Source organism: Pseudomonas sp. Irchel 3H9 (assembly GCF_900187495.1).
Lineage (GTDB): Bacteria > Pseudomonadota > Gammaproteobacteria > Pseudomonadales > Pseudomonadaceae > Aquipseudomonas > Aquipseudomonas sivasensis.
The window spans coordinates 1136593-1162414 of record NZ_FYDK01000001.1 but is presented as its reverse complement, the minus strand read 5'-3'; the positions used below and the strand labels follow the sequence as shown (position 1 = coordinate 1162414).

Below are 25822 nucleotides of genomic sequence, written 5' to 3'. Positions count from 1 at the left end.
TATGATGACCCTAATCCTGCCACACAACCGCCTCGGAACGCTCGCTCCAGTCCTGAAACTGTGGACCGTAAGTCGATTCGATCACGTTGCGCTTGATCTTCAAGGTCGGGGTCAGAAAGCCGTTCTCCACCGCCCAGTTGTCCTTGACCACCACCAAACGGCGCAAACGCTCATGTTTATCCAGCGTCTGGTTGACCTGCTCCAGCCAGCGTTCGAGGCTGGCGCCAAGCGCTTGCCGGTCCTGGTCCTGCGCTGACAGCACACACAAACCGATTGGCGCGCCAAGGCCATCGCCCACCACGCAGACTTGTTCGATGCGCGCGTGCTCCGCCAGACGGTTCTCAATCGGCGCCGGAGCCACGTATTTGCCCTTGCTGGTCTTGAAGATCTCCTTGAGGCGTCCGGTCAAGCGCAGGCGACCCTCAGCGTCCTGCTCACCTTTATCGCCCGTGCGCAGGAAGCCGTCCCCAGTAAGGGTTTCAGCGGTTTTTCCAGGATCCTTGAAATAGCCGAGCATGGTCGCGCCGCTGCGCACCTGCACCTCACCCGACGCATCGATGCGCACTTCCACACCGGGGCACGGCAGGCCGATCCAGCCGATTGTCTGCTGGCCGGGACGACACACATGGGAATAGCCGCAGCTCTCGGTCATGCCATACACCTCCAGCACATCCAGGCCCAGGCGTTGATACCATCGCAGCAACGCCTCGGGAACCGGCGCGGCACCGGACAACGCAATTCGCAGTGCATCCAATCCGAGGCCGGCGAGCACCTTGCGGCCTACGCGCTTGCCGATAAACGGCAGCCGCAGCAGGGTGTCCAGGCGCTTTTCCGGGATTTTGCTGTAAACACCCAGCTGGAATTTGGTCCAGATACGCGGCACACCAAACAGCGCTGTAGGCCTCGCCCTGCGCAAATCCGTCAGAAAGGTATCCAGGCTCTCGGCGAAAAATACCGTTTGCCCGGTGTAGATTGAGGCCATCTCTACAAACATCCGCTCAGCCACATGGCACAGCGGCAGGTACGACAGCAGCCGGTCGCCCTCCCCCAGGCCAAACAACTCAGTACCGTGTGTGGCGGCAAACCCCAGGGTGCCGAAGCTGTGCATCACGCCCTTGGGCAAGCCCGTGGTGCCAGACGTGTAGATGACAGTAGCCAGTTCAGAGGCAACGGGTGTGGGGCTGTCCTGGATCGGTGAGCAGGTTTGCAGGTCTGCCCACGTGAAGTCGAACGCGCCGGGTGGGCACAGCGGCAGGCTGATGGTAGGAACACCGTCCGGAACGCCGGGGGCCATGGCAGGCCAATCATCGAGCTTGCCGACAAACACCAGCGCCGCCTCGGAATGAGTGAGTACGTGACCAACGGAATCGGCGGTGAGATTGGGGTAAAGAGGGACCGAAACATGCCCCGCCATCCAGATTGCCAGATCGGCGATGATCCAGTGGGCGCAGTTTTTCGAGATCAGGGCAATGTGCGAGCCCTGAGGAAGCTCCCTGGCGCGCAGCCAGTGCGCAGCGCGACGAGCCTGTTGGCCAACGTCGCCCCAGGTGAGGGTCTGCACCTCGCCCCCGCCAACGGGTTGAACCAGATAAGCCTGGCGCGGGTGTCGCGCTTCACGTTCGAAGAAGAGCTGCAACGGCAAACGAACAGCGACGGGCATGGGACGCGCTCCTTTGTGGTCCGATCATAGCCAACCAAGCACTTGCTTGGTTGACTGTATAGCACACACAAAGCAGGGGTATTGCCTACGGGTTCTTCACACTTACCAGGCTCATCAACCCGGCCAGCGGGAAGTCGCCCTCCAATTCCGCCAGGCTGGCGGTATACATCGGCTCTGGCTGGCGCTGATGGCCGTGCTGCAAAAAGCTGATCAAGCTGCCGACCAAGGGCTGATGACTGACCAGCAGCACATTGTCATCCGTGTCGAGCTGTTCCAGCACCTGCAGTGGGTTGCCCTCCGGTGTCAGCCAAGACACGGTGCGGACTTCTGGCTCGAACCCCAACACGTCGCGTACCAATTGCGCGGTTTGCTGCGCCCGCACATAGGGGCTGGCGATAATGGCGCTGAGCGGTTGGCCAATCAGATGCGCGGCACTGCGCAACACTTCGCCACGGCCATGCTCAGTAAGGTTACGTTCGGCGTCTGTGCGGGCATGCCCTTCTGCCTCGCCGTGGCGCAAAATCCATAGTTTCACAGTTTCGGCTCTTCATCGCGCACAGGGTGCGGCGCCGGCGGTACGCTGTGGGCGGCTTCGCCCTCGGGCGCGCGCGGGGTTGGCCAGTCGGCAAACGGCCAAGGCTTCTGCTCGCTATGGAAGCTGCCGAAACGGCCGATCTGCGCCAGGAACTGGCTGAGGCTGTCGCCAAAATTCATCAGGCCCAGGTTCGGCGCGCCGTAGATCAGTCGATAGATCAGTTGCACCACGACCAACGCGCCGAGAATGAATTGCGCCACTTGCCACACCAGGGCAAACACCAGCATCCACAGGATGCGCAGGACAATGGATTCGTACTTGGGGGCTGCTTTCGGATCGTTCATGACGCGTTCCTCAGTTGAAACCACTGGTGGAAATAAAGTCGACATCGGTTTTCGGCTCGGCGCGCATCAGCAACTCTATAACCTGGTTCAAAGTGCGCCCTTCAAACAGGATCGCGTGCAACCCCGCGACCAGCGGCATGTACACGCCCACTTCCTGGGCCTTGGCTTTCAGTACCTTGAGGGTGTTGACGCCTTCGGCCACTTCACCCAGACGCGTCACCGCGTCTTCGAGGCTCAGCCCCTGGCCTAGGGCGAAACCCACCTGGTAGTTGCGACTTTTCGGCGACGAACACGTAACGATCAGGTCGCCGACGCCTGCAAGGCCGAGGAATGTCATCGGGTTGGCGCCTTGGTTCACCGCAAAGCGCGTCATTTCCGCCAGTGCACGGGTGATCAGCATGCTCTTGGTGTTTTCGCCCATGCCCAGCGCCACTGCCATACCGGCGATGATGGCGTAGACGTTCTTGAGCGCACCGCCCAACTCGACGCCGAAACGATCACTACTGGCATACACGCGGAAAGTACGGCCATGCAGCACCGCCTGGACACGTTCGCACAGGGCTTCGTCTTCGCTGGCGACCACAGTGGCGGTGAGCGCGTGCTCGGCGACTTCCCGCGCGAGATTCGGCCCGGACAACACGCCAATACGTGCCTGGGGCGCGATTTCTTCAAGGATTTCGCTCATCAACTTGAAGGTTTGCGCCTCGATGCCCTTGGTCAGGCTGACCAGCATCTTGCCTGCCAGACGTTCGGCATGGGGCGCCAATACCGAGCGCAAGGCGCTGGAGGGCAGCGCGACAAAGCACAGATCGCAGTCCGTCAGGGTAGCCAACAGATCGGTGACCGGCTCGACCGCCGGATGAATCTTGATGCCTTTGAGGTAACGAGGGTTTTCCCGATGCACGCGGATGGCCTCGGCCTGCTCAGGATCGCGCATCCACTGACGCACCGCGTGACCGTTCTCGGCCAGCAGGTTAGCCACGGCGGTACCAAAACTCCCGCCTCCCAGGACCGCAATAGGGCGCTGCTCAGTCATATGCAATCCGTTAATCCATACCAGTGGCGATGGCGGCATTATACGGAGCGACCCGCTTGCGGCCAGCCCCCGTTTCAATTCGTGCGTCTGTGGGAAAATGCCCTACTCGTGTGACGTAATTGCAAAGGCACTGACTGGCAAATACTCCAGCCTCAGTTAACATGGGCGGCTATCCGTCATTATCAAGGCCGTGTCGTGTATTTGGGCCCTTCTTCCCATTCGTCTCTACTGCTATTGCTGTTGTGCAGTACATCAGTGCTGGCTGACGATCTGTTCCTCGACAGCCAGCCGCTGCCGCAGGTATTGACCGCCACACGCCTCAAGCAATCGGCCGCCGCCGTACCCGGCAGCATGACCGTAATCGATAGCGAGCTGATCAAAGCCAGCGGCGCACGGGACATCAGCGAACTGCTACGCCTGGTGCCGGGAATGATGGTCGGCTACACCACCGGCAACCAGGCTGCAGTGAACTACCACGGCACCAGTGCCAACGATGCGCGGCGCATGCAGGTGTTGATCGACGGGCGTTCGGTATACCGCGCCGGCCTCGCCACGGTGGACTGGAGCGATATTCCTGTGGCCATGGAGGATATCGAGCGTATCGAAGTCTTCCGGGGCCCGAACACCGTCAGCTACGGCGCCAATGCGTTGATGGCGGTGGTCAATATCCTTACGCGGTCACCGGCTAACAGCCACGGCTCACGGGTAAAGGTGATTCGGGGCGAACGTGGGATCAACGACTTCTATGCCAGCCAGGGCGTGGGCTGGGAAACCGGTGATTTGCGCCTGTCCCTGTCCGGGCAGCAGGACGATGGCTTCGACAGCGATGCCGCCGGTGCTGATCGCCGCGACAGTCGCCGCCTCAACCGCTTCAGCCTGGCAATGAGCCAGACGTTGAACGCGCAGCAGAGCATCGACTGGCAACTGGATGCCAAGGAAGGCACCAATCAGCGTCCGTATACCTACACCCCAGTATTTGCCGGGATTACCGAAGGCGGTAACAACTCCGACGTCGCGGCCAAGGACTACGCCGGCTCCCTGCGCTGGAACATCGACTTAAATCCCGAGCACAGCCTGTATATCCAAGGCTCGGCCCAGCAGTGGAATCGCCGGCAAATTTGGAAGGCCTGCGACGCCAAGGTCTCGTTCAGCCCCGAGCTGACCCAATTGTGGCAATTGAACCCGAATTACGCCGAACTGCTGGCCCGGCACATGGACACCTACAGCCAAGGCACCGCACCGCCGGGCAGTGCCGCCGAGCAAGCCCTGGCCAATCAGGTGCTGGACCAATGGCGTAACGGCGCGAACCAGAGTGTGTGCGGTGACATCGACCAGAGCACGCGCGAAAGCCGTTACGACCTGGAGATTCAAGACACCCTCAGCCTGTCCGACAGCCTGCGCCTGGTCAGCGGCATGAACTACCGCTACGACCGCGCCGATTCCGACACCTACTTCAACGGCACCCTGGACGACACCACCTGGCGCCTGTTCGGCCAGTTGGAATGGCGCGCCAGCGAGCACTGGCTGCTCCAGGGCGGCGCGATGTTCGAAGACACACAACTGAGTGGCCACTCACTTACGCCAAGAGTGGCGGTAAACTATTTGATCAACCCGCGCCACGGCCTGCGCGCGGTGTATTCCGAAGCCATCCGTTCACCGGACATGTTCGAGAACAACGTCAACTGGAGCTATCGCGTCACCAACCTCAGCTCCCCGGCCTACGGGCAGAACTCCGGGCAGTACTTCGTGAAGACCCGGGGCCCGGGCAATTTGGACAAGGAGCTGATGCGCTCGCGGGAACTGGGATACAACGGGTTCTTTGCCGATCTCGGGCTGACCATGGACGTGAAACTGTTCTATGACGAAATCACCGACATGATCAGCTCGCCCCTGCGCAACAACCAGTACATCGCCAGCAACGCCAACAGTTCGCGGTTTACCGGGGCCGAGTCGCAATTCGATTGGCGGGTGAGCAGCGCCGATCGCCTGCGGCTGACCTATGCTTACGTCGACGCCGCCACCAGCAACCCTCTGGACAAAGCCCAGACGGCGCGCAACAGTGGCTCCGCCGGCTGGTTGCGCGAATGGGGCCGCGGCTGGTCCAGCGCGCTGTTCTACTATGGCGATGACGCACTCAACCAATATCGCTTCGAACGGGTCGACCTGCGGGTGGCCAAGCGCATTGCCCTGGGCAACGCCAACGTGGAGCTGGCCGGCATGCTGCAAGAACGCCTCGATAACCAGCCCACCACTTGGGCCGACAACACTTACGACCATCGCCATGTCCTCTACTTCAGCGCGGAGCTAGAGTTCTGACATGGGCGACTCGTCACGGATGACCCGCTTCTTTATCTATAAGTGCTGCCGACGCGCCGTGCTGCTGGCCTGCCTGTTGCTGGCGGCACCGGCGTGGAGCGCCGAAATCCTGCTGACCGCAGACGAAGACGGTGCAGGCGTGCAAGCCTTTGCCCGGGCCCTGGCCCAGCAACGCCCCGAAGACCACGTTACTTTCACCCCTCTCAAGGACTTGCCCGCGCCCAGCCGCTTGCCCTCCAGCACGCGCTTGATCCTGCTGGACCTGCCTGGTCTGGACTGGCGTCTGCAGGACCTACAAGGCCCGCCGACCCTGGTGATGCGCATCAGTCGGCTACAAGCCCACCAACGTCCGGAGGCCTCGCGGCACGCGCGGATCAGCCTGTTGTGGAGCGACCCACCGCTGGAACGCCAACTGCGCCTGATCACCAGCATCCTGCCCCAGGCGCAGCGCATCGGTGTGCTCTACAGCACCGAGAGCGAATTCCTGCTGCCCGAGCTACGCCGCTATGCAGAAGCGCTGGAGCTGATCATCGAACCTCAGCGCTGGGACAACACAAACGACAGCCGCCCACTGCAAAACCTGTTCAGGAGCAGCCACGTACTGCTGGGCCTCGACGACCCGCAACTGTACAACCCGAAGACCGTGAAAAACCTGCTGCTGAGCAGCTACGCCCAGCAATTACCGCTGGTGGGCCCGAATGCCGGGTTTGTGCGCGCCGGCAGCCTGGCCAGCACCTACAGCGACCAGACCGACTGGCTGGCGGTACTCGACCGCTTGCTGGACCAGCCGCCGGCCAGTTGGCCACGATCACTGTATCCAGAACATTTCAAAGTCTTGGGCAACCCGCAGGTCGCGCGCTCACTGGGCATTGAACAGGTGGACGAAGCCAGAGTCGCCGCCCGATTGGCAGAAGGAGAAAAACGCCCATGACCTTGCGTCGTCGTTGGGACATCAACACACGCACCCAGCTCATCACCCTGGGTCCGGCACTGTTGCTGACGTTGCTGCTGATTAGCTTTTTCACTTTCGTGCGTATCCAGGACCTGCGCCAGGAACTGGACCACACGGGCCAACTGATCGCCAACCAGCTCGCGCCCGCCACCGAATACGGCGTGATCTCAGGCAACAACGATGTGCTTGATAGCCTGCTGCGCGCGACATTGGCCACGCCCCATGTGCGCTTCCTGGAGATTCAGGACAGCAGCGAAAACATTCTGGTGTACGTCGAGCAGCCGTCGGAGAAACACGACCGCTCGCTGTCGGTGAAAGTCTTCCAGGCGCCGATCCGCCTGCAACATATCCAGCTGGGCAACGACTTTTTCGAGGACAACCTCAACGAATCCAAGGCGCCGCGCGCGGATTACCTGGGACGGGTGATTGTCGGCATGTCCAATGACGCCTTCAGCCAGCGCCAACAGGAGATTCTGTTCAAGGCGGGCATCCTGGCGTTGTTCGCCCTGCTGTTTACCTTCTTGCTCGCCAGGCGCCTGGCCGCCAGCCTGTCGCAACCGATCAGCGCCATGGGCAATGCCGTCAAGGCGATCCAGCAAGGCGACTACAAGACGCCACTGCCGATTGTGGATGATTCAGAGCTGGGCGACCTTTCGAGGCACATCAACAATTTGGCCGAAGGCCTCAACCAGGCCAGTCGTGAACAGCAGCAGGCCATGGCGCAACTGATCCAGACCCGTGAAGAAGCCGAGCGTGCCAACAATGCGAAGTCAGACTTCCTGGCGATGATGAGCCACGAACTGCGCACGCCGATGAACGGAGTACTGGGCATGCTGCAACTGCTGGAAACCACCGAGATGACCGAGGAGCAGACTGAATACGCGGCGCTGGCCTCCGAGTCCACCGAGCATCTGCTCAAGGTGATCAACGATATCCTCGACTTCTCGCGCATCGAACGCGAGGCCCTGGAGCTGGAACATATTTCGTTCAACCTGGCCGACCTGATCAACAGTTGCGCCCAGGCCTTCCAGCACAGCGCGCAGCAGCGTGGGCTGGTGCTCAAGCTGCCGATCCCGCCGGGCATGGATGCACTCCGAGTGCAGGGGGATCCGACGCGGATCCGCCAGATTCTGGTGAACCTGATCGGCAATGCCTTGAAGTTCACCGAGCACGGCAGCGTGAGCGTCGAACCCCATTGGCAAACCCTCGACCATGAGCTTGTGTGGTTCACCTGCACCGTGCGTGACAGTGGCATCGGGATTTCCACGGAACGCCTGGAATTGATGTTCGATGCGTTCCAGCAGGCCGACAGTTCCATTTCAAGACGTTACGGCGGCACCGGGCTGGGACTTCCCATCGCCCGCACCCTGGCCGAGCGCATGGGCGGCACCCTCCGCGCTCAGAGCGAAGAAGGCCGTGGCTCGGTGTTTACCCTGGAAATTCCACTGGCGCTGGATCAACAAAGCCTGCCCGCGGTGGCCCAGAATGCTGAGGGCAAACACAGTGCTGGTGATGGCCGCCATGTGTTGCTGGTGGAGGACAATCCGGTCAACCGCACCGTGGTGGAAGCGATGCTGCGCAGCCTGGGGTTCGAAGTGAGCCTGGCAACTGACGGTGCCGAAGCGATCCGCAGTGCCGAGAGCCTAATTTTCACGGCGATCCTGATGGATTGCCGACTGCCGCTGATTGATGGCTACGAAGCCACCCGGCAGATTCGCCAGTTGCCAGGGTGTGCCGACCTGCCAATCATCGCTCTCACCGCCAACGCCTTGCAGGGCGACCGCGAAGCCTGCCTGGCGGCGGGCATGAACGATTACCTGGCCAAGCCGTTCAAACGTACGGATTTACAGCAAATCCTGCAGCGTTGGGTGCAATAGCGGTGCGCCATCAACCAAGTCCGACTGGCGTGAAAGACGAAAGTGCGGCAGTCTTAGGCACCCGAACGGGCCCCTCGAACGGGCCCGGTTTAAAATTTCAGTGAACAAGTGTACATTCAGTGCCTAACGCTGTGACTTTCACTACAACGCAATAGTCTATGTGTAGGCTGCCGACATGAGGCATGAACGCTTCATTCGGTTCGGGAAGATTTGCCCTACCCTGCCGCATGGGATTATTGAGGAGCTCGCATGACCAAACAAAACGCCTTTACTCGGGAAGACCTGCTGCGCTGCAGTCGCGGTGAGCTGTTCGGCCCAGGTAACGCGCAACTGCCCGCCCCGAACATGCTGATGGTGGATCGCATCACCCATATCAGTGAAGAGGGTGGCAAGTACGGCAAAGGTGAATTGGTCGCCGAGCTGGATATCACCCCGGACCTGTGGTTCTTCGCCTGCCATTTCGAAGGCGACCCTGTGATGCCAGGTTGCCTGGGCCTCGACGCCATGTGGCAACTGGTCGGCTTCTTCCTCGGCTGGCAGGGTTTGCCAGGCCGCGGCCGCGCCCTGGGTTCGGGCGAAGTGAAGTTCTTTGGCCAGGTCCTGCCGACCGCCAAGAAAGTCACCTACAACATTCAGATCAAGCGCGTCCTCAAGGGCAAGCTGAACCTGGCCATCGCCGATGGTTCGGTGAGCGTCGACGGTCGCGAGATCTATACTGCCGAAGGCCTTCGGGTCGGCGTATTCACTTCCACTGACAACTTTTAAGGGTTATCCGCATGCGCCGCGTCGTTATCACTGGTCTGGGCATCGTTTCTTGCCTGGGCAATGACAAAGAGACCGTCACCGCTAACCTGCGTGCAAGTCGCCCTGGCATCCGCTTCAACCCGGAATATGCCGAAATGGGTCTGCGTAGCCAGGTTTCCGGCTCCATCGACCTGCCCCTCGAAGAACTGATCGATCGCAAGATCTATCGCTTCGTTGGCCACGCTGCCGCCTACGCCTATTTGGCCATGAAAGATGCCATCGCCGACTCCGGCCTGAGCGAAGACCAGGTATCGAACGTACGCACCGGCCTGATCGCCGGTTCGGGCGGCGCATCCACCCTGAACCAAATGGAAGCGCTGGACATCCTGCGCGAGAAAGGCGTGAAGCGCGTTGGCCCGTACCGTGTAACGCGGACCATGGGCAGCACCGTTTCGGCCTGCCTGGCTACACCGTTCGCCATTAAGGGCGTGAACTACTCGATCTCCTCCGCCTGCGCCACCAGTGCTCACTGCATCGGTACTGCGGTAGAGCAGATCCAGCTGGGCAAGCAGGACATCGTGTTCGCCGGCGGCGGTGAAGAAGAACATTGGAGCCAGTCGTTCCTGTTCGACGCCATGGGCGCGCTGTCCACCCAGTACAACGAAACCCCGGAAAAGGCCTCCCGCGCCTACGACGCCAAGCGTGACGGCTTCGTCATCGCCGGCGGTGGCGGCATGGTGGTGGTCGAGGAGCTGGAACACGCTCTGGCCCGTGGTGCCAAGATCTACGCGGAAATCGTTGGCTACGGCGCGACGTCCGACGGCTACGACATGGTTGCCCCGAGCGGTGAAGGCGCTATCCGCTGCATGCAGATGGCCATGTCCACTGTAGATACCCCAATCGACTACCTGAACACCCACGGCACCTCGACTCCGGTCGGCGACGCCAAGGAAATGGAAGGTGTACGTGCGGTATTCGGCGACAAGGCTCCGGCCATCAGCTCCACCAAGAGCCTGTCGGGTCACTCCTTGGGCGCCGCTGGCGTTCACGAAGCGATCTACTGCCTGCTGATGATGGAAGGCAACTTCATGGCCGGTTCGGCCAACATCGACGAGATCGACCCGGTCGTCGCCGATATGCCGATCCTGACCAAGACCGTTGAAAACGCCAAGATCGACACAGTGATGAGCAACAGCTTCGGCTTCGGTGGCACTAACGCCACCTTGGTACTGAAGCGCTGGCAGGGTAAGTAAGACCTGTAGCTTGATCCACTGAAAAAGCCCCGACTGGTTCGGGGCTTTTTTATGGAAGACTGGAGTTGACCGGGTATACATCCGTTACCTGAACAACGGACATACACCCAACCTGCGCACTACACCGAAAACCGCGCCACCATCGAATTCAAATCCACCGCCAACCGCGACAACTCCTGACTCGCCGCACTGGTCTGATTAGCTCCGGCGGACGTCTGATGCGCCAGGTCGCGGATATTCATCAAGTTGCGATCCACCTCCCTCGCCACCGCCGCCTGCTGTTCAGACGCACTGGCAATCACCAGGTTGCGCTCATTGATCAGCGTGAACGCCGATGCAATTGCCTCCAGCGCCGTCCCCGCCGACTTGGCGATGTCCAAGGTGGAACGCGCCCGGGTGTTGCTCTGCTGCATTGAACTGACGGCTTGCTCCGTACCTTGCTGAATCCCACCGATCATCTGCTCGATTTCCTGCGTCGACTGCTGAGTGCGATGAGCCAACGCGCGCACCTCGTCGGCGACCACCGCAAAGCCGCGCCCCGCATCACCTGCCCGCGCAGCCTCAATGGCAGCATTCAGCGCCAACAGATTGGTCTGCTCGGCAATCGAACGAATCACATCCAGCACCTTGCTAATGCCATAGACCTTCTGAGCCAAGTCCTCGACCTGGGTCGCATTGGCGGTCACATCCGAGGCCAGCGCCTCAATCGACACTACCGTTTGATGCACCTGCTCACGCCCTTGCTGGGCGATACGGTCAGACTCGCGAGATGCCTGTGACGTGGCCACCGCATTGCTTGCCACCTCCTCCACCGCGGCCGTCATCTGATTGACCGCCGTTGCGGCCTGTTCGATTTCCTGGCTTTGCTGGTGCAAACCACGGGTGGCATCCTCGGTAACGCAGCTGAGTTCCTCGGACGCCGACGCAAGTTGGCTCGAAGACTCCGAGATACGCCGGATGGTGTCACGCAAGGTGTCCTGCATCCCCTTGAGCGCCCGCTGCAAGCGCGCGGGTTCATCCTTGCCACTCAGTATGATTTCCCCAGTCAGATCGCCGCTGGCAACGTTCTGGGCAACTTTGAGCGACTGAGCCAGTGGCAACACGATACTGCGGGTCAGCCAGACCGCCAGGCCGATGGTGACCAGCGCGGCCAGGGCAACCATAGCGATCACCCAAGTTCGCGACTGGCTGAATACATGCTGTGCCTGCTTTGCCGCTTCGTTGGCACTGACCTTGTTTAGATTAACCAGGGATCGCAAGGTCAGTGCCATTTCGTCAGCCAACTGATTCATCTCACCGTTGACCACCTGAATCGCTTCCTCCAGCCGGTTAGCCTTGGACAGCGCCACCACCTGCTCCTGGCGCTGCAGGTAGCGCTGCTCCTCGACCTTGAGTCGATCAAACAACACACGCTCCTCGGGCAATACGATCAACGCTTCGTACAGCCCTTCGGCGTTATGCAGCGCGGCTTTGATCTCGGTGATTTTCTGCTCGTTCTGCGCCACGGCCTGGGGATCGCGGGTGACCAGCAAGCGCAAGGTCAGCGCGCGAATGCGCAACACGTCCTGGCTCATCTCCCCCACTGCCATCACGCTGGGCAGCCAGTTGTTTTCCACCTGATCCGACTGCTGGCGCATGTTGGCCATCTGCAGCAGCGCAAAGCCGCCCAGAGCAAACACCATCACCGCCAGCACGCCAAAGCCCAAACCGGCGCGCGGGGCAATATTCAAACTACGGATATTCATTGCCTGGATCCTTCCAAAAGCGCTGCATTCACCTGCAGCCGGTCTCCTGGAAGTTATCGGCGCTCTACTGTATTTGCGTAAGACGAAAACGCGATATCAACGTGCGCCACCATCGCGAGGTGGTTTAGGCAGAATGGCCAGGAAGTTATCCCGTGCAACCTTGTGGGCGATGTCTTCGGGCAATGCATCGAGGAAGGGATCAAAGCGGCGCATTTCCTTACCCAGCTTATTGAAACGCCCTACGACGTCCGAGCCCAGCATAAAACGCTCCGGGAAGCGCTCCACCAGCTTTACCCAATCCGGCCGAGGCTGACCCGCATCGTCCAGCAAATACGGCGTGAGCATGCTCCAGGACAGGTCGATATACAGATTGGGATAGGCCTCCAGCATCCGGCTTAACGTGGGCAGCAGGAAGTCCATCTGGACCTGATGACGGTGAATTTCCTTGCTGGTACCGGCATGGGCCCAGATAAAACGGGTGTGCGGGTGGTTGCGCAACGGCTCTTCGATCTCAGCTAAATACAGCGGGTTACGCTCGCGCTTGGAGGTGATGTTCGAGTGCAGCATTACCGGCAGGTCGTTTTCGGCGGCCAGGTGGTATATCCGCGTCATTGCCTCGTTATTGGCACGTGGGGTATCGCCTGAGGTAAGCGCGGTCAGGTCATCGTGACGGGTGAACACCTCTCCAATGCCCTGCCAGAGCCCTGGATTAAGGTCGAGCATGCGTTGGATATGGGCGGCAGAGTTCTTGTCGTTGGGATTGAAGCCGCTTAGAAACGGATGAAAACGCTGGCGCTGTTCTGGGGTGAGCTTGTTCACGGCCGCAGCGACGATGACGTCAGTGGCGCTGTACCAATAGGCGTCGGCGTCATCACCGGCGTAGTAGCGCGGGCGTTTGGGCTCGTCTTCGTGCCATTTCTTCGCAACGGGAATGCCGGAAATCATCACATGCTCGATGCGATTCTCGGCCATGGCCTTGAGCAATTTATCCATGCCGGCAGTTTCCTGGAAAAAATCCACGTAATGCAGGTGGGCGTCGCTGTAGGCATAGTCACGCGCCTGCACAGCGAGACTACCGGCGGCGAGCAACAGGGCAAGACTCAGGCGGATCCAGGGCACGGTACAACCTCGATGGGGGGCCAATACGGGTAGACCTTGTGCCCTGTGCCGAGGTTCATCGTGGAAAAACGCGGAACACCGAAGTGCCAGCATGCTCTATAACTGCATGACCTTCATCCTGCCACCCTGTGAGGTTTGCCATGCCTGTTACCGTGAACACATTGAACGCTGAAAACTTCCGCCACAGCGTCAACATCAACAACCACGAGCTGTTTACCGACCTGCCCAAGAGCCTGGGTGGCGACGACTCGGCGCCCTCCCCCCACGATTACTTCGATGCCGCGCTGGCGTCGTGCAAGGCCTTGACCGTCAGGCTCTATGCCCAGAAGAAAGATATCCCGCTGACCGGCGTGACCGTGGAAGTCACCCACGACGCCGCCGAAGAGCCAAAAGGCAAATACACACTCAACGTCAAATTGACCCTCAAGGGCGTACTCACGGACGCGCAGCGCGATGAACTGCATCGCGTGGCGGACAAGTGCCCGGTGCACAAGCTGATGACCACTGCCGAAATCAATATCGAGACCCAGCTGTCCGAAGGCGCATTCAGCCAATAGCGGCAACCTCTCGTCGAGCGGGTTATGCTCAATTACACCTAACCCGCTCAGACTGGGACGCACCATGACCACCCTCATCGTGATCCGCCCTCGCCCCGAAGACGTCGAAGGCCAGCCGATCCTGCGCCCCTTGCCCTCACGGGAATGCCGTAGCGTCGGGCCCTTTGTGTTCTTTGATCACATGTTGCCCACCCACTACCCAGCGGGCAGCGGCATGAACATCCGCCAACATCCGCATATCGGCCTATCCACTCTCACCTATCTGTTCGACGGTGCGCTGCAGCATAAGGACAGCTTGGGTTCTGACCAGGAGGTGCAAGCGGGTGATGTCAGCTGGATGACTGCCGGCAGCGCGATTGCCCATGTGGAGCGCACACCCGAAGCACTCAAGGCCAGTGGCTTCAGCCTGCATGGGTTGCAAGTGTGGCTTGCGTCACCCAAGGATCATGAAACCGGGCCCGGCCACTACAGCCACCACCCGGCGGCGAGCCTGCCGATCAGCGACAACTTGGGCGTGCAGATTCGCATGATCGCCGGCAATGGGTTTTGCCTGAAATCGCCAGTGCCAGTGCTGTCGCCCACGCTGTATGCCGAGGTGCGGATGCAGACGGCCACTACCCTGCTGATCCCTGACGAGCATGAGCAACGGGCGGTGTACGTGCTGGAGGGTGAAGCACAGTTGGAGGGCGAGGCGCTTGAGGTGCAGAGTTTGGTGGTCTTGCCGGCAGGACAGGAGATGACGCTGTGCGCCGGGAGCGATTGCCACCTAGTGGTGTTTGGCGGTGCACCGCTGGATGGGCCACGGCGGATCAATTGGAATTTTGTCGCGAGCGATCCGTTGAAGATCGAGCAGGCCAGGCAGCGCTGGGCCGCTGGGGATTGGCCGACGGTGCCAGGTGAAACTGAAAGAATTGAGTTGCCTCTGAGATAGCTAACGGGGGCAAGTCGAATCTTCGCACCGCCCCTCCCACACTTGATCGGATTCACACGGTCAACATGTGGGAGGGACTTGCCCTCGATGAGGCCGGAACAAGCGCTTAAGCGTTAGCCCTTGAACACTTCATCCAACAAGTTATGCATCGACTGGAAGGCCCGTGCTGCGGTCTTCGCGTCGTACATCATCTTGCCCGGCACATTGGCCTCCGGGTCAGTGAAGGAATGCACCGCACCGCCGTAGCTCAGCAATTGCCAGTCCACGCCAGCCGCGTTCATTTCATCTTCGAACGCCGGCAGCTGCTCTTTTGGCACCAACGGGTCGGAAGCACCGTGCAGCACCAGCACCGAGCCCTTGATGTTCTTCGCGTCCGCCGGATTCGGCGTGTCGAGGGTGCCGTGGAACGACACCGCAGCCTTCAACGGCGCGCCGGTACGTGCCAGCTCCAGGGAGCAGCAACCGCCAAAGCAGAAACCAAAGGTCGCCAGCTTCGAGGTATCCACTGCGGCTTCGGTCTGACCTTGCAACTGCTCAAAGGCCGCCTGCATGCGCTTGTTCAGCAACGGGCGATCATTCTTCAACGGCATCATCGCGGCACCGGCTTCGTCGCCATTCGACGGGCACACACTTTGCCCGTACAAGTCGGCAATCAGCACCACATAACCTTTGCCGGCAACGGCCTTGGCGATTTCTTCGGCACCCGCACTCACACCCATCCAGTTCGGCGCCATCAACAAGCCCGGCAACGGACCCTGGTGGCTGGCATCGAATGCCAGGCGGCTCTCATAAGGCTGGCCATCAATCTGATAGACCACGGAACGCACAGTGACTTGGCTCATCATTTACTCCAGTTGAGGTGCAGTAGAACGAAAAAACCCGCCGAAGCGGGTTTTTCTACAACGGGGTCAAACCGACAGTTCAACCAACAGCTTGTTCAGGCGGCGCACATACGCGGCCGGATCCTTGAGGCTGTCGCCAGCGGCCAGGGCCGCCTGATCGAAGAGGATGTGCGACAGGTCGCCAAACCGCTCTTCGCTCTGCTCGCCGTCGAGTTTCTCGATCAGCGGGTGAGCCGGGTTGAATTCGAAGATCGGCTTGGAATCCGGAACCTTCTGGCCGCTGGCTTCGAGAATCTGGCGCATCTGCATGCCCAGGTCCTGCTCGCCGATAGCCAGGATCGCCGGGGAGTCGGTCAGGCGGTGGGAAACCCGCACTTCGCTGACCGCATCGCCGAGGGCCGTCTTGATCCGCTCAACCAGGCCTTCTTTGGCCTTGGCGACTTCCTCGGCTTCCTTCTTCTCTTCTTCGGAGTCCAGGTTACCCAGGTCCAGGTCACCACGGGCAACGTCGACAAAGGTCTTGCCGTCGAATTCGCTGAGGTAGCTCATCAGCCACTCATCGATCCGGTCGGTCAGCAGCAGCACTTCGATGCCTTTCTTACGGAAGACTTCCAGGTGCGGGCTGTTCTTGACCTGAGCGTAGGTTTCGCCGGTCAGGTAATAGATCTTGTCCTGACCTTCCTTGGCGCGTGCCAGGTACTCGGCCAGGGACACCACCTGCTCGCCATCTTCGCCCTGAGTCGAGGCAAAACGCAGCAGGCCGGCGATTTTTTCCTTGTTGGCGAAATCTTCCGCCGGGCCTTCTTTCATGACCTGACCGAAGTTTTTCCAGAAGCCTTTGTATTGCTCAGGCTCGTTCTTCGCCAGTTTTTCCAGCATGTCGAGGACGCGCTTGGTCAACGCCGACTTCATGGAGTCGATGATTGGGTCTTTCTGCAGGATTTCCCGCGACACGTTCAGCGACAGGTCATTGGAGTCGACCACGCCTTTGATGAAGCGCAGGTAAAGCGGCAGGAACGATTCCGCCTGGTCCATCACGAACACGCGCTGCACGTAGAGCTTCAGGCCTTTCGGCGCTTCACGCTGGTACAGGTCGAACGGAGCACGGGCCGGTACGTAGAGCAGCGAGCTGTATTCCAGCTTGCCTTCGACCTTATTGTGGCTCCAGCTCAGTGGGTTTTCGTAGTCGTGGGCGATGTGCTTGTAGAACTCCTGGTATTCCTCGTCCTTCACTTCAGTGCGAGGACGGGTCCACAGGGCGCTGGCACGGTTGACCACTTCCCATTCCTGGGCAGGCGCTTCTTCGCCTTCGGCGGCAGCTTGCTCTTTCGGCAACTCGATTGGCAGAGCGATGTGGTCGGAGTATTTCTTGATGATATTGCGCAGGCGGTAGCCGTCAGCGAACTCATCTTCAGCGGATTTCAGGTGCAGCACGATGCGGGTGCCACGGTCGGCTTTATCGATGGTGGCGATTTCAAACTCGCCCTCACCTTTGGAGGACCAATGCACGCCTTGGCTGGCGTCAAGGCCGGCGCGGCGGCTGAACACTTCAACCTTGTCGGCAACGATGAAGGCCGAGTAGAAGCCCACACCGAATTGGCCGATCAGGTGCGAATCTTTCTTCTGGTCACCGGACAGGTTCTTCATGAAATCAGCGGTGCCGGATTTGGCGATGGTACCCAGGTGGGTGATCGCATCGTCACGGCTCATGCCGATACCGTTGTCTTCGAGGGTGACGGTCTTGGCGTCTTTATCGAAGCTCACACGGATTTTCAGTTCGGCGCCACCTTCCAGCAACTCAGGCTTGGACAGGGCTTCGAAACGTAATTTGTCGACAGCGTCAGAGGCGTTCGAGATCAATTCGCGAAGGAAAATTTCCTTGTTGGAATACAGCGAATGGATCATGAGGTGCAGCAGTTGCTTCACCTCGGTCTGGAAGCCCAGGGTTTCCTTTTGAGTTTCCACACTCATGGTCATCAAACTCCAATTGGATGGCAGTGGCCGTACCCTTGAGGGTTGGCGGCGGGTTGTCATCAAAGTTGGGGGCTAAGGCCAGGATTTCAAGGGCGAGTCGTTTCCTCAATTTTGAAGTGCGCACGGGCGGTGGCAATAGGTTCTGCCGGGGTGCTCTGCCAGGCGGTAATTGCCACGTTCGCGACCCGTCGGCCCTGGCGCCAGACCTGGCATTTGGCATAAGTGTCGCGGAACTGGCCTGCACGCAGGTAATCCAGGGAGAAATCGATGATTTTCGGCAAGCCCGGCGCACCGGTAAATACCAGCAGGTGCAACGCCGCCGACAGCTCCATAAAGCCGGCAATCACCCCGCCGTGCAGCGCCGGCAATATGGGGTTACCAATGTTGTCTTTGTTGGCGGGCAGGCGAAACAGCAATTCATCGCCCAGGCGTGTGCATTCGATGCCGATCAGCTTGGCGTAAGGAATCAACTCCAGCAGCGCCTCATAGTTGCCGAGTTCGTGGGCCTGTTCCAGGCGCGTCTTGAATCGATGCGTCATGCCTGTTCTCCCTTGATTGTGCTGCTCAGTCCTTGGGCTCCCTTGAGCCGCTTGCCCATGCGCATGAACGTGCCCACCACATGGGCAATGGGCTGCTGCGGGTCATCCTGATAGGCAACGCCACGGGTAAAAATCACGTCAGTCGTCACCCGGTAACATTGGGCGAAGCCATAAACCGGCTTGTGGGGTTCGGCGGTGTGCATGTAGTCGACGCGCAGGTCGAGGGTCGGGCACACCTCGAACTCTGGTAATACACACAAGGTGGCCATGCCACAGGCGGTGTCCATCAGCGAAGTCAGCGCACCGCCATGGATCACCCCGGTGCGAGGGTCGCCGACGATGGAGGGGCCGTAGGGCAGGACCAAGGTCATACCTTCCAGGTTGGCGGCATGCACGGTAATCCCCAGCACCTGGCAATGGCGCAGGGCCGAAACAAAGCGCGTCGCACGCTCTAACAGTAGGTTTTCGGTCATTCAGTCTAGACTCTTATTAGCGTTAATCCGCGGAGTAGGCAGTGCGGTTGAAAGTTCCTTGGGGTGCGCTGTTTATATATCTGCGCAATAAAAGGAACTAATGCTGAACCCTCAGGCTCGAAAGGCCAGTAGATATCTTCAATAAGGAGAAACACCCAATGCGCAAGACTTTAGCTATTTCCATGATGCTCGCCGCTGCCCTCGGTCTCGCTGCCTGCGACAAAAAATCCGAAGACAAAGCCCAAGACGCTGCCGCGCACTCTGAGCAAGCTCAGAAAGATATGGCGAAGGCTCAGGATAAAGTGAACGACGCTGCGAAAGAAAACGCCGATGCTGCCAAAGCTCAGGCTGAATCGAACGAAGCCGCCGCAAAAGAAGCAGCACCTGCTACTCCAGCCACCGGTTCTTGAGACCGCGGTTTGAAATAGCTTCGCTGCGATAAAGAAAGCCCGCTCAAATAGCGGGCTTTTCTTTGCCTGTGGTTTTTAATTTGAAGCGTTAACTCGCTGAAGTGGACTAAGCCGACTCTTTGATCGCCTCAGGCACTGGCGTATCAGTCTGCGTATACACCATCACTTGCAGCACGTCGGAATGAAACTCTCGACGGTAAAGCACGACTACCACTCCCGCGCTCATCAACATGAATAACCATGGGCTGACAAACCACGCCAACATGGTCATGCCGAAGTAATAAGCGCGCAGACCAAAGTTAAACTGGTTGGCGGCCATGGAGATTACCCTTGCCGCCCGCAAGGCAAACGCCTTGCGCTCTTGCTCGGACACATGCCGCTCACCGATCATCGGCGCAGACCCCACCAACACCGCCGCAAAGTTGTACTGGCGCATACACCAGCTGAACGTGAAGAAGGCGTAGACGAACACCAATGCCAGGCACAACAACTTGATCTCCGACATGCCTTGGGACGCCTGCTGCACCATAGGAATGTCCGCTAACAACGACACGGCCCGCTCCGACGCGCCGAGCACGGTAAGGATACCAGCGAGGATAATCAGGGTGCTGGAGGCAAAGAACGAAGCATTGCGCTCCAGGTTGCCGATCACGCTGGCGTCGGCAATGCGGTTGTCGCGCAGCAGCATGCGACGCATCCAGTCCTCACGATACAAATGCAGCACACTGGCCAGGCACGCAGTGTCCCGGGCTTTCCAGGTCGCATAACGGGTATAGCCGCCCCAACACAGGACGAACCAGAGGGCGGCAAGCAGGTGGATTTGATTGGTTTCGACGAACGACATGCGGGTCCTATATCAAAAAATGGTTTTGCAAACGCGGTCAACATGGCGCAGAGGGTTTGCTCCCGATTGCTTGCTGACAGCCACTGCACCTGTTGAATGGCACAGTGCCGTCTGAGGCAAGCCCCCTCCTACATCGACCGCGCTCCAACTTTAGAAGGTCGTAGTCTACCAAGCATAAAAAATGCCCCGTATTGATTGATACGGGGCATTTCTGTGCAGCCTTGAAGCGGTGTTACGCGATCGCTTCGCTACGCTTGCCAAGCATACGATCAACCACCACAGCCACGACCAAGGTCATTACCGACGGCACCAACCACGCAAGGCCCTGCTCGCTCAGCGGCAGATGCGCCAGTTGCGACGGCAGCCAGTCGGCAAAGCCCGCGCCCTTCAGCGCATCAATGCAGCCAAAGATGAACGACACCAGCATCACCGGGCCAACGATCCGGCCCTGTTCCTGCCAGAAGTCTTTGCAGAAGCTCAGGGCCACCAGCACGATGCACGGCGGGTAGATCGCGGTAAGCACCGGTATCGAAAAGGCAATCAGCTTAGTCAGGCCCAGGTTGGACACGAACAACGAGAACAGCGCCAGGATCACTACCAGGGTCTTGTAGGACAGCGGCAGTATTTTGCTGAAGTACTCGGCGCAAGCGCAGGTCAGGCCAACCGCGGTAACCAGGCATGCCAAGGAAATCAATACCGCCAGGAAACCACTGCCCAGGGAGCCGAAGGTGTGTTGCACGTACGCGTGCAGTACGGCTGCGCCATTAGCCGCACCAGCGGCCACTTCATGACTTCCCGCACCAAGGCGGAACAGGCTGACGTACACCAGCGCAAGACCAACGCCAGCAATCAGGCCAGCGATGATCGCGTAGCGGGTGATCAGCTTGGGCGAGTCGACACCACGGGAGCGGATGGCGTTGACGATCACAATGCCGAATACCAGAGCACCAAGGGTGTCCATGGTCAGATAACCATTGATAAAACCTTGGGAGAATGGTGCAGCGACGTATTCCGGGGTGGCGACACCCACCTCACCGGCCGGCAAGGCAAACGCAGCGATGCCGAGGATGGCTAACGCGATGATCTTCAACGGCGCAAGGAAACGACCGACAGTGTCCAGCAGGCGCCCTGGGTACAGGGACACAAAGAACACCACCAGGAAGTAAACGGAGCTATAGAGGAACAGCGCCAACGGGCTTTCACCGGTGAGCGGCGCCAAGCCGACTTCAAAAGACACCGTCGCGGTACGCGGGGTAGCGAACAGCGGCCCTACCGCCAGATACGCAGCCGCCGCAAGCAGGCCACCGGCGATCTTGCCGATCGGGCTGCTCAACGCATCCATACCACCGCCGACCTTGGCGAGGGCAATCACGGTGACCACTGGCAAACCCACTGCGGTGATCAGGAAGCCCAACGCCGCCATCCAGACGTGAGGTCCGGACTGCAAGCCAACGATAGGCGGGAAGATGATGTTACCGGCGCCCACGAACAGGGCAAAGGTCATGAAGCCCAACGCCAGGATATCCTGGCTTTTCAACACTTTCATTTCGGGAAATACCACACTACTGAATCGGAATTTAGAGAGGGATTCCCTGTGGATGAGGGAAATACTGCCGGCCCTGATGGGGCCGACCGGTCTAGCGCGCGGCTTCCTTTTGGGAGGCCAGCGCATAAAGAGGCGGGTAGGTTACAGAATCAGGCTGACAAACGCACTGTTGCGGGGCGAACTGTCCGATAAGCGACATCTTGATGTCGCGTTTTCATACTTATGTTGGCAATACAAACAAATGTGTGAGGGCTAGTTGAATCGTCGCACTGCCCCTTACATAGGATCGAGTACATCCAAACGCACAAAGGCCACCCGAAGGTGGCCTTTGCTGGTAAAGCGTCAGCTAAGCGCGAAGCTTACTTGACAGCCCAACCGGTCAGCTCGGACAAAGCCTTGCCGATGTCTGCCAGCGAACGCACGGTTTTAACGCCTGCGTCTTCCAGGGCAGCAAACTTCTCGTCTGCAGTGCCTTTGCCGCCAGAGATGATTGCGCCAGCATGGCCCATGCGCTTGCCCGCAGGGGCAGTCACACCAGCGATGTAGGAAACAACCGGCTTGGTCACGTGTGCCTTGATGTAGGCAGCCGCTTCTTCTTCAGCCGAACCGCCGATCTCACCGATCATCACGATCGCTTCGGTCTTCGGGTCTTCCTGGAACAGCTTCAGGATGTCGATGAAGTTCGAACCTGGGATCGGGTCACCGCCGATGCCGACGCAAGTCGACTGACCGAAACCGGCGTCAGTAGTTTGCTTGACAGCTTCGTAGGTCAGGGTGCCGGAACGGGAAACGATACCGACTTTACCTGGCAAGTGAATGTGACCTGGCATGATGCCGATCTTGCATTCGCCTGGGGTGATCACGCCTGGGCAGTTAGGGCCGATCAGGACAACGCCCAGTTCGTCGCACTTAACTTTAGCGTCCAGCATGTCCAGGGTAGGAATGCCTTCGGTGATGCAGACGATCAGCTTGATGCCGCCGAATGCTGCTTCCAGGATGGAGTCCTTGCAGAAAGGAGCTGGAACGTAGATCACGCTGGCGGTGGCGCCAGTGGCAGCTACAGCATCTTTCACGGTGTTGAACACTGGCAGACCCAGGTGCTCAGTGCCGCCTTTACCAGGAGTTACGCCGCCAACCATCTTGGTGCCGTATTCGATGGCTTGCTGGGTGTGGAAACTACCTTGCGAACCGGTAATACCCTGGCAGATAACTTTGGTGTCTTTATTGATCAGGACGCTCATTATTTGCCCTCCGCAGCTTTAACAACTTGTTGAGCAGCGTCGGTCAGGCTGGTAGCCGCGATGATGTTCAAACCGCTTTCTGCCAGTACTTTAGCGCCCAGTTCAGCGTTGTTACCTTCAAGGCGAACAACAACCGGGATTTTAACGCCAACTTCTTTCACTGCACCGATGATGCCTTCGGCAATCATGTCGCAACGAACGATGCCGCCGAAGATGTTGACCAGCACTGCTGCGACGTTGGAGTCGGACAGGATGATCTTGAAGGCTTCGGTAACGCGTTCTTTGGTAGCACCGCCGCCTACGTCGAGGAAGTTGGCTGGTTTGCCGCCATGCAGGTTGACGATGTCCATGGTACCCATGGCCAGGCCAGCACCGTTGACCATGCAACCGATGTTACCTTCCAGGGCTACGTAGTTCAGTTCGAACTTGGCAGCGTGCGCTTCGCGCGGATCGTCTTGCGACGGATCGTGGAAAGTCTTCAGCTTAGGCTGACGGTACATGGCGTTGGCGTCGATGTTGATCTTGGCATCGAGGCAGTGCAGATCGCCATCAGCCTTGATCACCAGCGGGTTCACTTCCAGCAGAGCCAGATCGTGATCCTGGAACAGTTTGGCCAGACCTACGAAGATCTTGGCGAACTGGGCAACTTGCTTGCCTTCCAGACCCAACTGGAAAGCCAGCTCACGACCCTGGAACGGCTGAGCGCCAACCAGTGGATCGATAGTGGCTTTCAGAATTTTTTCTGGGGTTTCTTCGGCGATCTTCTCAATGTCCACGCCACCTTCGGTGGAAGCCATGAACACGATGCGACGGCTCGAACGGTCAACGACAGCGCCCAGGTACAGCTCTTTAGCGATATCAGTGCACGATTCAACCAGGATCTTGGTGACTGGCTGGCCATTGGCATCAGTCTGGTAAGTCACCAGACGCTTGCCCAGCCATTGCTGTGCGAAGGCCTTGGCGTCTTCTTTGCTGCGAACCAGCTTAACGCCGCCCGCTTTACCGCGACCACCAGCGTGGACCTGGGCTTTGACAACCCACTCGGTGCCGCCGATTTTGTCGCAGGCTTCTGCTGCTGCTTCCGGGGTGTCTACTGCGTAGCCCTTGGATACTGGCAGGCCGTATTCAGCGAACAGCTGCTTACCCTGATACTCGTGAAGATTCATGCTTTTTACCGTCTTCGTTAGGTACTGCGCATTCGGCGCTGCGCTCATTATGAGTGCCGCGCCACCTGTGACTGCTGCTTGCGCAACTTGCTGGGCTTTAAGGCCCGTAAAGCTGCGCAAGACTGCGTCCAGCGGATATTCCGCGGTGAGTCTTGCGCGCAAGGCTCACGACGGGCAACTCCGCCGTGGTTTCTTATTATCTCGCTTAGCGCTTCTTGCGGTTGGCGATGTGGATGGCGCCGCCATTCACAGCCAACGCTGCTTCGTGCAACGCTTCGGACAGGGTTGGATGGGAGAAAACCATCATGCCCAGGTCCTCGGCACTGGTGCCGAATTCCATACCGATTGCACCTTGCTGAACCAGTTCTGCAGCGCTCGGGCCAATCACGTGGACGCCCAATACGCGGTCAGTCTTGGCATCAGCGATGACTTTGACAAAACCACCGGTGTCGTTGGCTGCCATGGCACGGCCAGAAGCAGCAAACGGGAAGGTGCCGACGTTAACTTCAACGCCTTCAGCTTTCAACTGCTGTTCGTTTTTGCCGACCCATGCAATTTCCGGGTGGGTGTAGATAACCGATGGGATCAGGTCGTAGTTCATCTGGGTTTTGTGGCCCTTGATGCGCTCGACAACCATGATGCCTTCTTCGGAAGCTTTGTGCGCGAGCATCATGCCGCGAACCACGTCGCCAATGGCGTAGACGCCAGGAACGGTGGTAGCGCAGTGATCGTCAACGTGGATGAAGCCACGCTCATCGATGTTCACGCCACTGTCGGAAGCCAGCAGGTCGGTGGTCACTGGACGGCGACCTACGGCTACGATCAGCTTGTCGAAAGTGATGGTCTGCTCGCCGTCTTTGTCGGTGTAGGTCACAACGACTTCTTCGCCGTTGACCTTCGAACCGGTAACACGTGCGCCCAGCTTGATATCCAGACCTTGTTTGGTCAGGGTTTTCAGCGCTTCTTTGGACACAGCGGTGTCGGCAGCCAGCAGGAACGTGTCCAGGGCTTCCAGTACAGTCACTTCAGAACCCAGGCGGGACCAGACCGAACCCAGTTCCAGGCCGATCACGCCAGCGCCGATCACGCCCAGACGCTTTGGAACTGCTTGGAATTCCAGGGCGCCGGTCGAATCAACGATTACGTTCTGGTCAACTGGAGCTGGTGGAATGTCGATAGGACGCGAACCCGGAGCCAGAATCACGTTCTCGGCTTCGATGACTTCAACCGAGCCGTCTGGCTTGGTGATTTCAACTTTCTTGCCGGCCAACAGTTTGCCGTGGCCTTGCAGGGAAGTGACGCCGTTAGCCTTGAACAGGGTTGCAACGCCGGAAGTCAGGCCTTTAACAATGTTGGCTTTACGGCCGACCATTGCTGGCACGTCCATGGTCACGCCAGCATGGTTGATGCCGTGGATCGCGAAGCCGTCTTGGGCTTCGTGGAATTTCCAGGAGCTGTCCAGCAGCGCCTTGGAAGGAATGCAACCAACGTTCAGGCAAGTACCGCCCAGTGCCAGTTTGCCTTCCTTGTCGGTGTATTTTTCGATGCAAGCAGTCGAGAGGCCCAGTTGTGCGGCCTTGATGGCGGCAACATAGCCTCCAGGACCTGCACCAATCACTACAACGTCAAATTTCTGCGACATGAAAATAGTTCCTCTATTTAGCAGCAAGCTTTCAAGCCACACGCTCCAGGTCAAGCCGCCCTATTTGGCGGCTTGA

23 protein-coding genes are annotated in these 25822 nt (G+C 59.1%); 8 read left to right on the top strand and 15 right to left on the bottom strand.

The window, feature by feature from the left end; genetic code table 11:
• Positions 1 to 10: 10 nt before the first annotated feature.
• The 4 genes from CKW32_RS05600 to CKW32_RS05585 all read right to left on the bottom strand — a co-directional run bounded on the left by CKW32_RS05600 (position 11) and on the right by CKW32_RS05585 (position 3575).
• Positions 11 to 1660, bottom strand: coding sequence for an AMP-binding protein (locus CKW32_RS05600; RefSeq protein WP_095184266.1), 1650 nt, complete (start codon positions 1658 to 1660; stop codon positions 11 to 13).
• A gap of 85 nt (positions 1661 to 1745) precedes the next feature.
• A complete protein-coding gene (gene sixA, locus CKW32_RS05595; protein ID WP_095184265.1) occupies positions 1746 to 2195 on the bottom strand; it encodes a phosphohistidine phosphatase SixA in 450 nt (149 codons plus the stop codon).
• Positions 2192 to 2539: a DUF4389 domain-containing protein gene (locus tag CKW32_RS05590; protein WP_029292722.1), complete on the bottom strand. Its 348-nt coding sequence runs from the start codon at positions 2537 to 2539 to the stop codon at positions 2192 to 2194. Before CKW32_RS05590 ends, sixA begins: the two co-directional genes overlap by 4 nt.
• A 10-nt stretch (positions 2540 to 2549) precedes the next feature.
• Positions 2550 to 3575: an NAD(P)H-dependent glycerol-3-phosphate dehydrogenase gene (locus CKW32_RS05585; protein ID WP_032889192.1), complete on the bottom strand. Its 1026-nt coding sequence runs from the start codon at positions 3573 to 3575 to the stop codon at positions 2550 to 2552.
• 195 nt (positions 3576 to 3770) lie between these two features.
• Here CKW32_RS05585 and CKW32_RS05580 point away from each other — a divergent pair, with 195 nt between their 5' ends.
• From CKW32_RS05580 to fabB, 5 genes are all read left to right on the top strand, one after another.
• Positions 3771 to 5891 (top strand): TonB-dependent siderophore receptor, encoded by a 2121-nt coding sequence (locus CKW32_RS05580; RefSeq protein ID WP_095184264.1) that lies wholly within the window; start codon positions 3771 to 3773, stop codon positions 5889 to 5891.
• 1 nt (position 5892) lies between these two features.
• Positions 5893 to 6822, top strand: coding sequence for an ABC transporter substrate-binding protein (locus tag CKW32_RS05575; protein ID WP_095184263.1), 930 nt, complete (start codon positions 5893 to 5895; stop codon positions 6820 to 6822).
• Complete coding sequence (locus tag CKW32_RS05570) at positions 6819 to 8720, top strand: ATP-binding protein (RefSeq protein WP_095184262.1); 1902 nt, start codon at positions 6819 to 6821, stop codon at positions 8718 to 8720. Before CKW32_RS05575 ends, CKW32_RS05570 begins: the two co-directional genes overlap by 4 nt.
• A 249-nt stretch (positions 8721 to 8969) precedes the next feature.
• Positions 8970 to 9485 carry a 3-hydroxyacyl-[acyl-carrier-protein] dehydratase FabA gene (gene fabA / locus CKW32_RS05565; RefSeq protein ID WP_010211704.1) on the top strand — a complete coding sequence of 172 codons (516 nt, stop codon included), beginning with the start codon at positions 8970 to 8972 and terminating at the stop codon, positions 9483 to 9485.
• Positions 9486 to 9496: 11 nt separating this feature from the next.
• Positions 9497 to 10717 carry a beta-ketoacyl-ACP synthase I gene (fabB, locus tag CKW32_RS05560; RefSeq protein ID WP_012723103.1) on the top strand — a complete coding sequence of 407 codons (1221 nt, stop codon included), beginning with the start codon at positions 9497 to 9499 and terminating at the stop codon, positions 10715 to 10717.
• A gap of 119 nt (positions 10718 to 10836) precedes the next feature.
• Here the strand turns inward: fabB and CKW32_RS05555 are convergent, their stop codons facing one another.
• Positions 10837 to 12462, bottom strand: a complete 1626-nt coding sequence (locus CKW32_RS05555) for a methyl-accepting chemotaxis protein (RefSeq protein ID WP_095184261.1) — start codon at positions 12460 to 12462, stop codon at positions 10837 to 10839.
• Between the two features lie 96 nt (positions 12463 to 12558).
• Positions 12559 to 13581, bottom strand: a complete 1023-nt coding sequence (locus CKW32_RS05550; protein ID WP_095184260.1) for an amidohydrolase family protein — start codon at positions 13579 to 13581, stop codon at positions 12559 to 12561.
• Positions 13582 to 13721: 140 nt separating this feature from the next.
• Here CKW32_RS05550 and CKW32_RS05545 point away from each other — a divergent pair, with 140 nt between their 5' ends.
• Both CKW32_RS05545 and CKW32_RS05540 read left to right on the top strand, forming a co-directional pair.
• Positions 13722 to 14138 (top strand): OsmC family protein, encoded by a 417-nt coding sequence (locus CKW32_RS05545; RefSeq protein ID WP_032889177.1) that lies wholly within the window; start codon positions 13722 to 13724, stop codon positions 14136 to 14138.
• A gap of 64 nt (positions 14139 to 14202) precedes the next feature.
• Positions 14203 to 15069, top strand: coding sequence for a pirin family protein (locus CKW32_RS05540; RefSeq protein ID WP_095184259.1), 867 nt, complete (start codon positions 14203 to 14205; stop codon positions 15067 to 15069).
• A gap of 113 nt (positions 15070 to 15182) precedes the next feature.
• Here CKW32_RS05540 and CKW32_RS05535 read toward each other — a convergent pair whose 3' ends face one another.
• From CKW32_RS05535 to CKW32_RS05520, 4 genes are all read right to left on the bottom strand, one after another.
• The gene (locus tag CKW32_RS05535) at positions 15183 to 15911 is read right to left on the bottom strand and encodes a dienelactone hydrolase family protein (RefSeq protein WP_095184258.1); all 729 of its coding nucleotides are present in this window, start codon (positions 15909 to 15911) and stop codon (positions 15183 to 15185) included.
• Between the two features lie 66 nt (positions 15912 to 15977).
• Complete coding sequence (gene htpG / locus CKW32_RS05530; RefSeq protein ID WP_032889307.1) at positions 15978 to 17882, bottom strand: molecular chaperone HtpG; 1905 nt, start codon at positions 17880 to 17882, stop codon at positions 15978 to 15980.
• Between the two features lie 89 nt (positions 17883 to 17971).
• A complete protein-coding gene (locus CKW32_RS05525; RefSeq protein WP_032889171.1) occupies positions 17972 to 18424 on the bottom strand; it encodes a PaaI family thioesterase in 453 nt (150 codons plus the stop codon).
• A complete protein-coding gene (locus CKW32_RS05520; protein ID WP_095184257.1) occupies positions 18421 to 18897 on the bottom strand; it encodes a PaaI family thioesterase in 477 nt (158 codons plus the stop codon). Before CKW32_RS05520 ends, CKW32_RS05525 begins: the two co-directional genes overlap by 4 nt.
• A gap of 158 nt (positions 18898 to 19055) precedes the next feature.
• On the opposite strand from CKW32_RS05520, the gene CKW32_RS05515 reads away from it, so the two are divergent.
• A complete protein-coding gene (locus CKW32_RS05515; protein ID WP_010211724.1) occupies positions 19056 to 19307 on the top strand; it encodes a hypothetical protein in 252 nt (83 codons plus the stop codon).
• A 106-nt stretch (positions 19308 to 19413) separates the two neighbouring features.
• On the opposite strand, the gene CKW32_RS05510 is transcribed toward CKW32_RS05515, so the two are convergent.
• From CKW32_RS05510 to lpdA, 5 genes are all read right to left on the bottom strand, one after another.
• The gene (locus tag CKW32_RS05510) at positions 19414 to 20151 is read right to left on the bottom strand and encodes a DUF599 domain-containing protein (RefSeq protein ID WP_032889167.1); all 738 of its coding nucleotides are present in this window, start codon (positions 20149 to 20151) and stop codon (positions 19414 to 19416) included.
• 232 nt (positions 20152 to 20383) lie between these two features.
• Positions 20384 to 21697, bottom strand: a complete 1314-nt coding sequence (gene brnQ / locus CKW32_RS05505) for a branched-chain amino acid transport system II carrier protein (RefSeq protein ID WP_032889165.1) — start codon at positions 21695 to 21697, stop codon at positions 20384 to 20386.
• Positions 21698 to 22056: 359 nt separating this feature from the next.
• On the bottom strand, positions 22057 to 22938 hold the full coding sequence (sucD, locus tag CKW32_RS05495; RefSeq protein WP_003210566.1) for a succinate--CoA ligase subunit alpha: 882 nt from the start codon (positions 22936 to 22938) through the stop codon (positions 22057 to 22059).
• The gene (gene sucC / locus CKW32_RS05490; protein WP_003210567.1) at positions 22938 to 24104 is read right to left on the bottom strand and encodes an ADP-forming succinate--CoA ligase subunit beta; all 1167 of its coding nucleotides are present in this window, start codon (positions 24102 to 24104) and stop codon (positions 22938 to 22940) included. The genes sucD and sucC overlap by 1 nt, the downstream gene beginning before the upstream one ends.
• Positions 24105 to 24309: 205 nt before the next feature.
• Complete coding sequence (lpdA, locus tag CKW32_RS05485; protein ID WP_032889163.1) at positions 24310 to 25746, bottom strand: dihydrolipoyl dehydrogenase; 1437 nt, start codon at positions 25744 to 25746, stop codon at positions 24310 to 24312.
• Positions 25747 to 25822: the final 76 nt, after the last annotated feature.

Excerpts from the sequence above, each read along its gene's own strand:
- CKW32_RS05600 (WP_095184266.1), bottom strand. The coding sequence starts at position 1,660 with ATGCCCGTCGCTGTTCGTTTGCCGTTGCAGCTCTTCTTCGAACGTGAA.
- CKW32_RS05590 (WP_029292722.1), bottom strand. The coding sequence starts at position 2,539 with ATGAACGATCCGAAAGCAGCCCCCAAGTACGAATCCATTGTCCTGCGC.
- CKW32_RS05585 (WP_032889192.1), bottom strand. The coding sequence starts at position 3,575 with ATGACTGAGCAGCGCCCTATTGCGGTCCTGGGAGGCGGGAGTTTTGGT.
- CKW32_RS05575 (WP_095184263.1), top strand. The coding sequence starts at position 5,893 with ATGGGCGACTCGTCACGGATGACCCGCTTCTTTATCTATAAGTGCTGC.
- CKW32_RS05570 (WP_095184262.1), top strand. The coding sequence starts at position 6,819 with ATGACCTTGCGTCGTCGTTGGGACATCAACACACGCACCCAGCTCATC.
- fabA (WP_010211704.1), top strand. The coding sequence starts at position 8,970 with ATGACCAAACAAAACGCCTTTACTCGGGAAGACCTGCTGCGCTGCAGT.
- fabB (WP_012723103.1), top strand. The coding sequence starts at position 9,497 with ATGCGCCGCGTCGTTATCACTGGTCTGGGCATCGTTTCTTGCCTGGGC.
- CKW32_RS05555 (WP_095184261.1), bottom strand. The coding sequence starts at position 12,462 with ATGAATATCCGTAGTTTGAATATTGCCCCGCGCGCCGGTTTGGGCTTT.
- CKW32_RS05545 (WP_032889177.1), top strand. The coding sequence starts at position 13,722 with ATGCCTGTTACCGTGAACACATTGAACGCTGAAAACTTCCGCCACAGC.
- CKW32_RS05540 (WP_095184259.1), top strand. The coding sequence starts at position 14,203 with ATGACCACCCTCATCGTGATCCGCCCTCGCCCCGAAGACGTCGAAGGC.
- CKW32_RS05535 (WP_095184258.1), bottom strand. The coding sequence starts at position 15,911 with ATGAGCCAAGTCACTGTGCGTTCCGTGGTCTATCAGATTGATGGCCAG.
- htpG (WP_032889307.1), bottom strand. The coding sequence starts at position 17,882 with ATGAGTGTGGAAACTCAAAAGGAAACCCTGGGCTTCCAGACCGAGGTG.
- CKW32_RS05525 (WP_032889171.1), bottom strand. The coding sequence starts at position 18,424 with ATGACGCATCGATTCAAGACGCGCCTGGAACAGGCCCACGAACTCGGC.
- CKW32_RS05520 (WP_095184257.1), bottom strand. The coding sequence starts at position 18,897 with ATGACCGAAAACCTACTGTTAGAGCGTGCGACGCGCTTTGTTTCGGCC.
- CKW32_RS05515 (WP_010211724.1), top strand. The coding sequence starts at position 19,056 with ATGCGCAAGACTTTAGCTATTTCCATGATGCTCGCCGCTGCCCTCGGT.
- CKW32_RS05510 (WP_032889167.1), bottom strand. The coding sequence starts at position 20,151 with ATGTCGTTCGTCGAAACCAATCAAATCCACCTGCTTGCCGCCCTCTGG.
- brnQ (WP_032889165.1), bottom strand. The coding sequence starts at position 21,697 with ATGAAAGTGTTGAAAAGCCAGGATATCCTGGCGTTGGGCTTCATGACC.
- sucD (WP_003210566.1), bottom strand. The coding sequence starts at position 22,938 with ATGAGCGTCCTGATCAATAAAGACACCAAAGTTATCTGCCAGGGTATT.
- sucC (WP_003210567.1), bottom strand. The coding sequence starts at position 24,104 with ATGAATCTTCACGAGTATCAGGGTAAGCAGCTGTTCGCTGAATACGGC.
- lpdA (WP_032889163.1), bottom strand. The coding sequence starts at position 25,746 with ATGTCGCAGAAATTTGACGTTGTAGTGATTGGTGCAGGTCCTGGAGGC.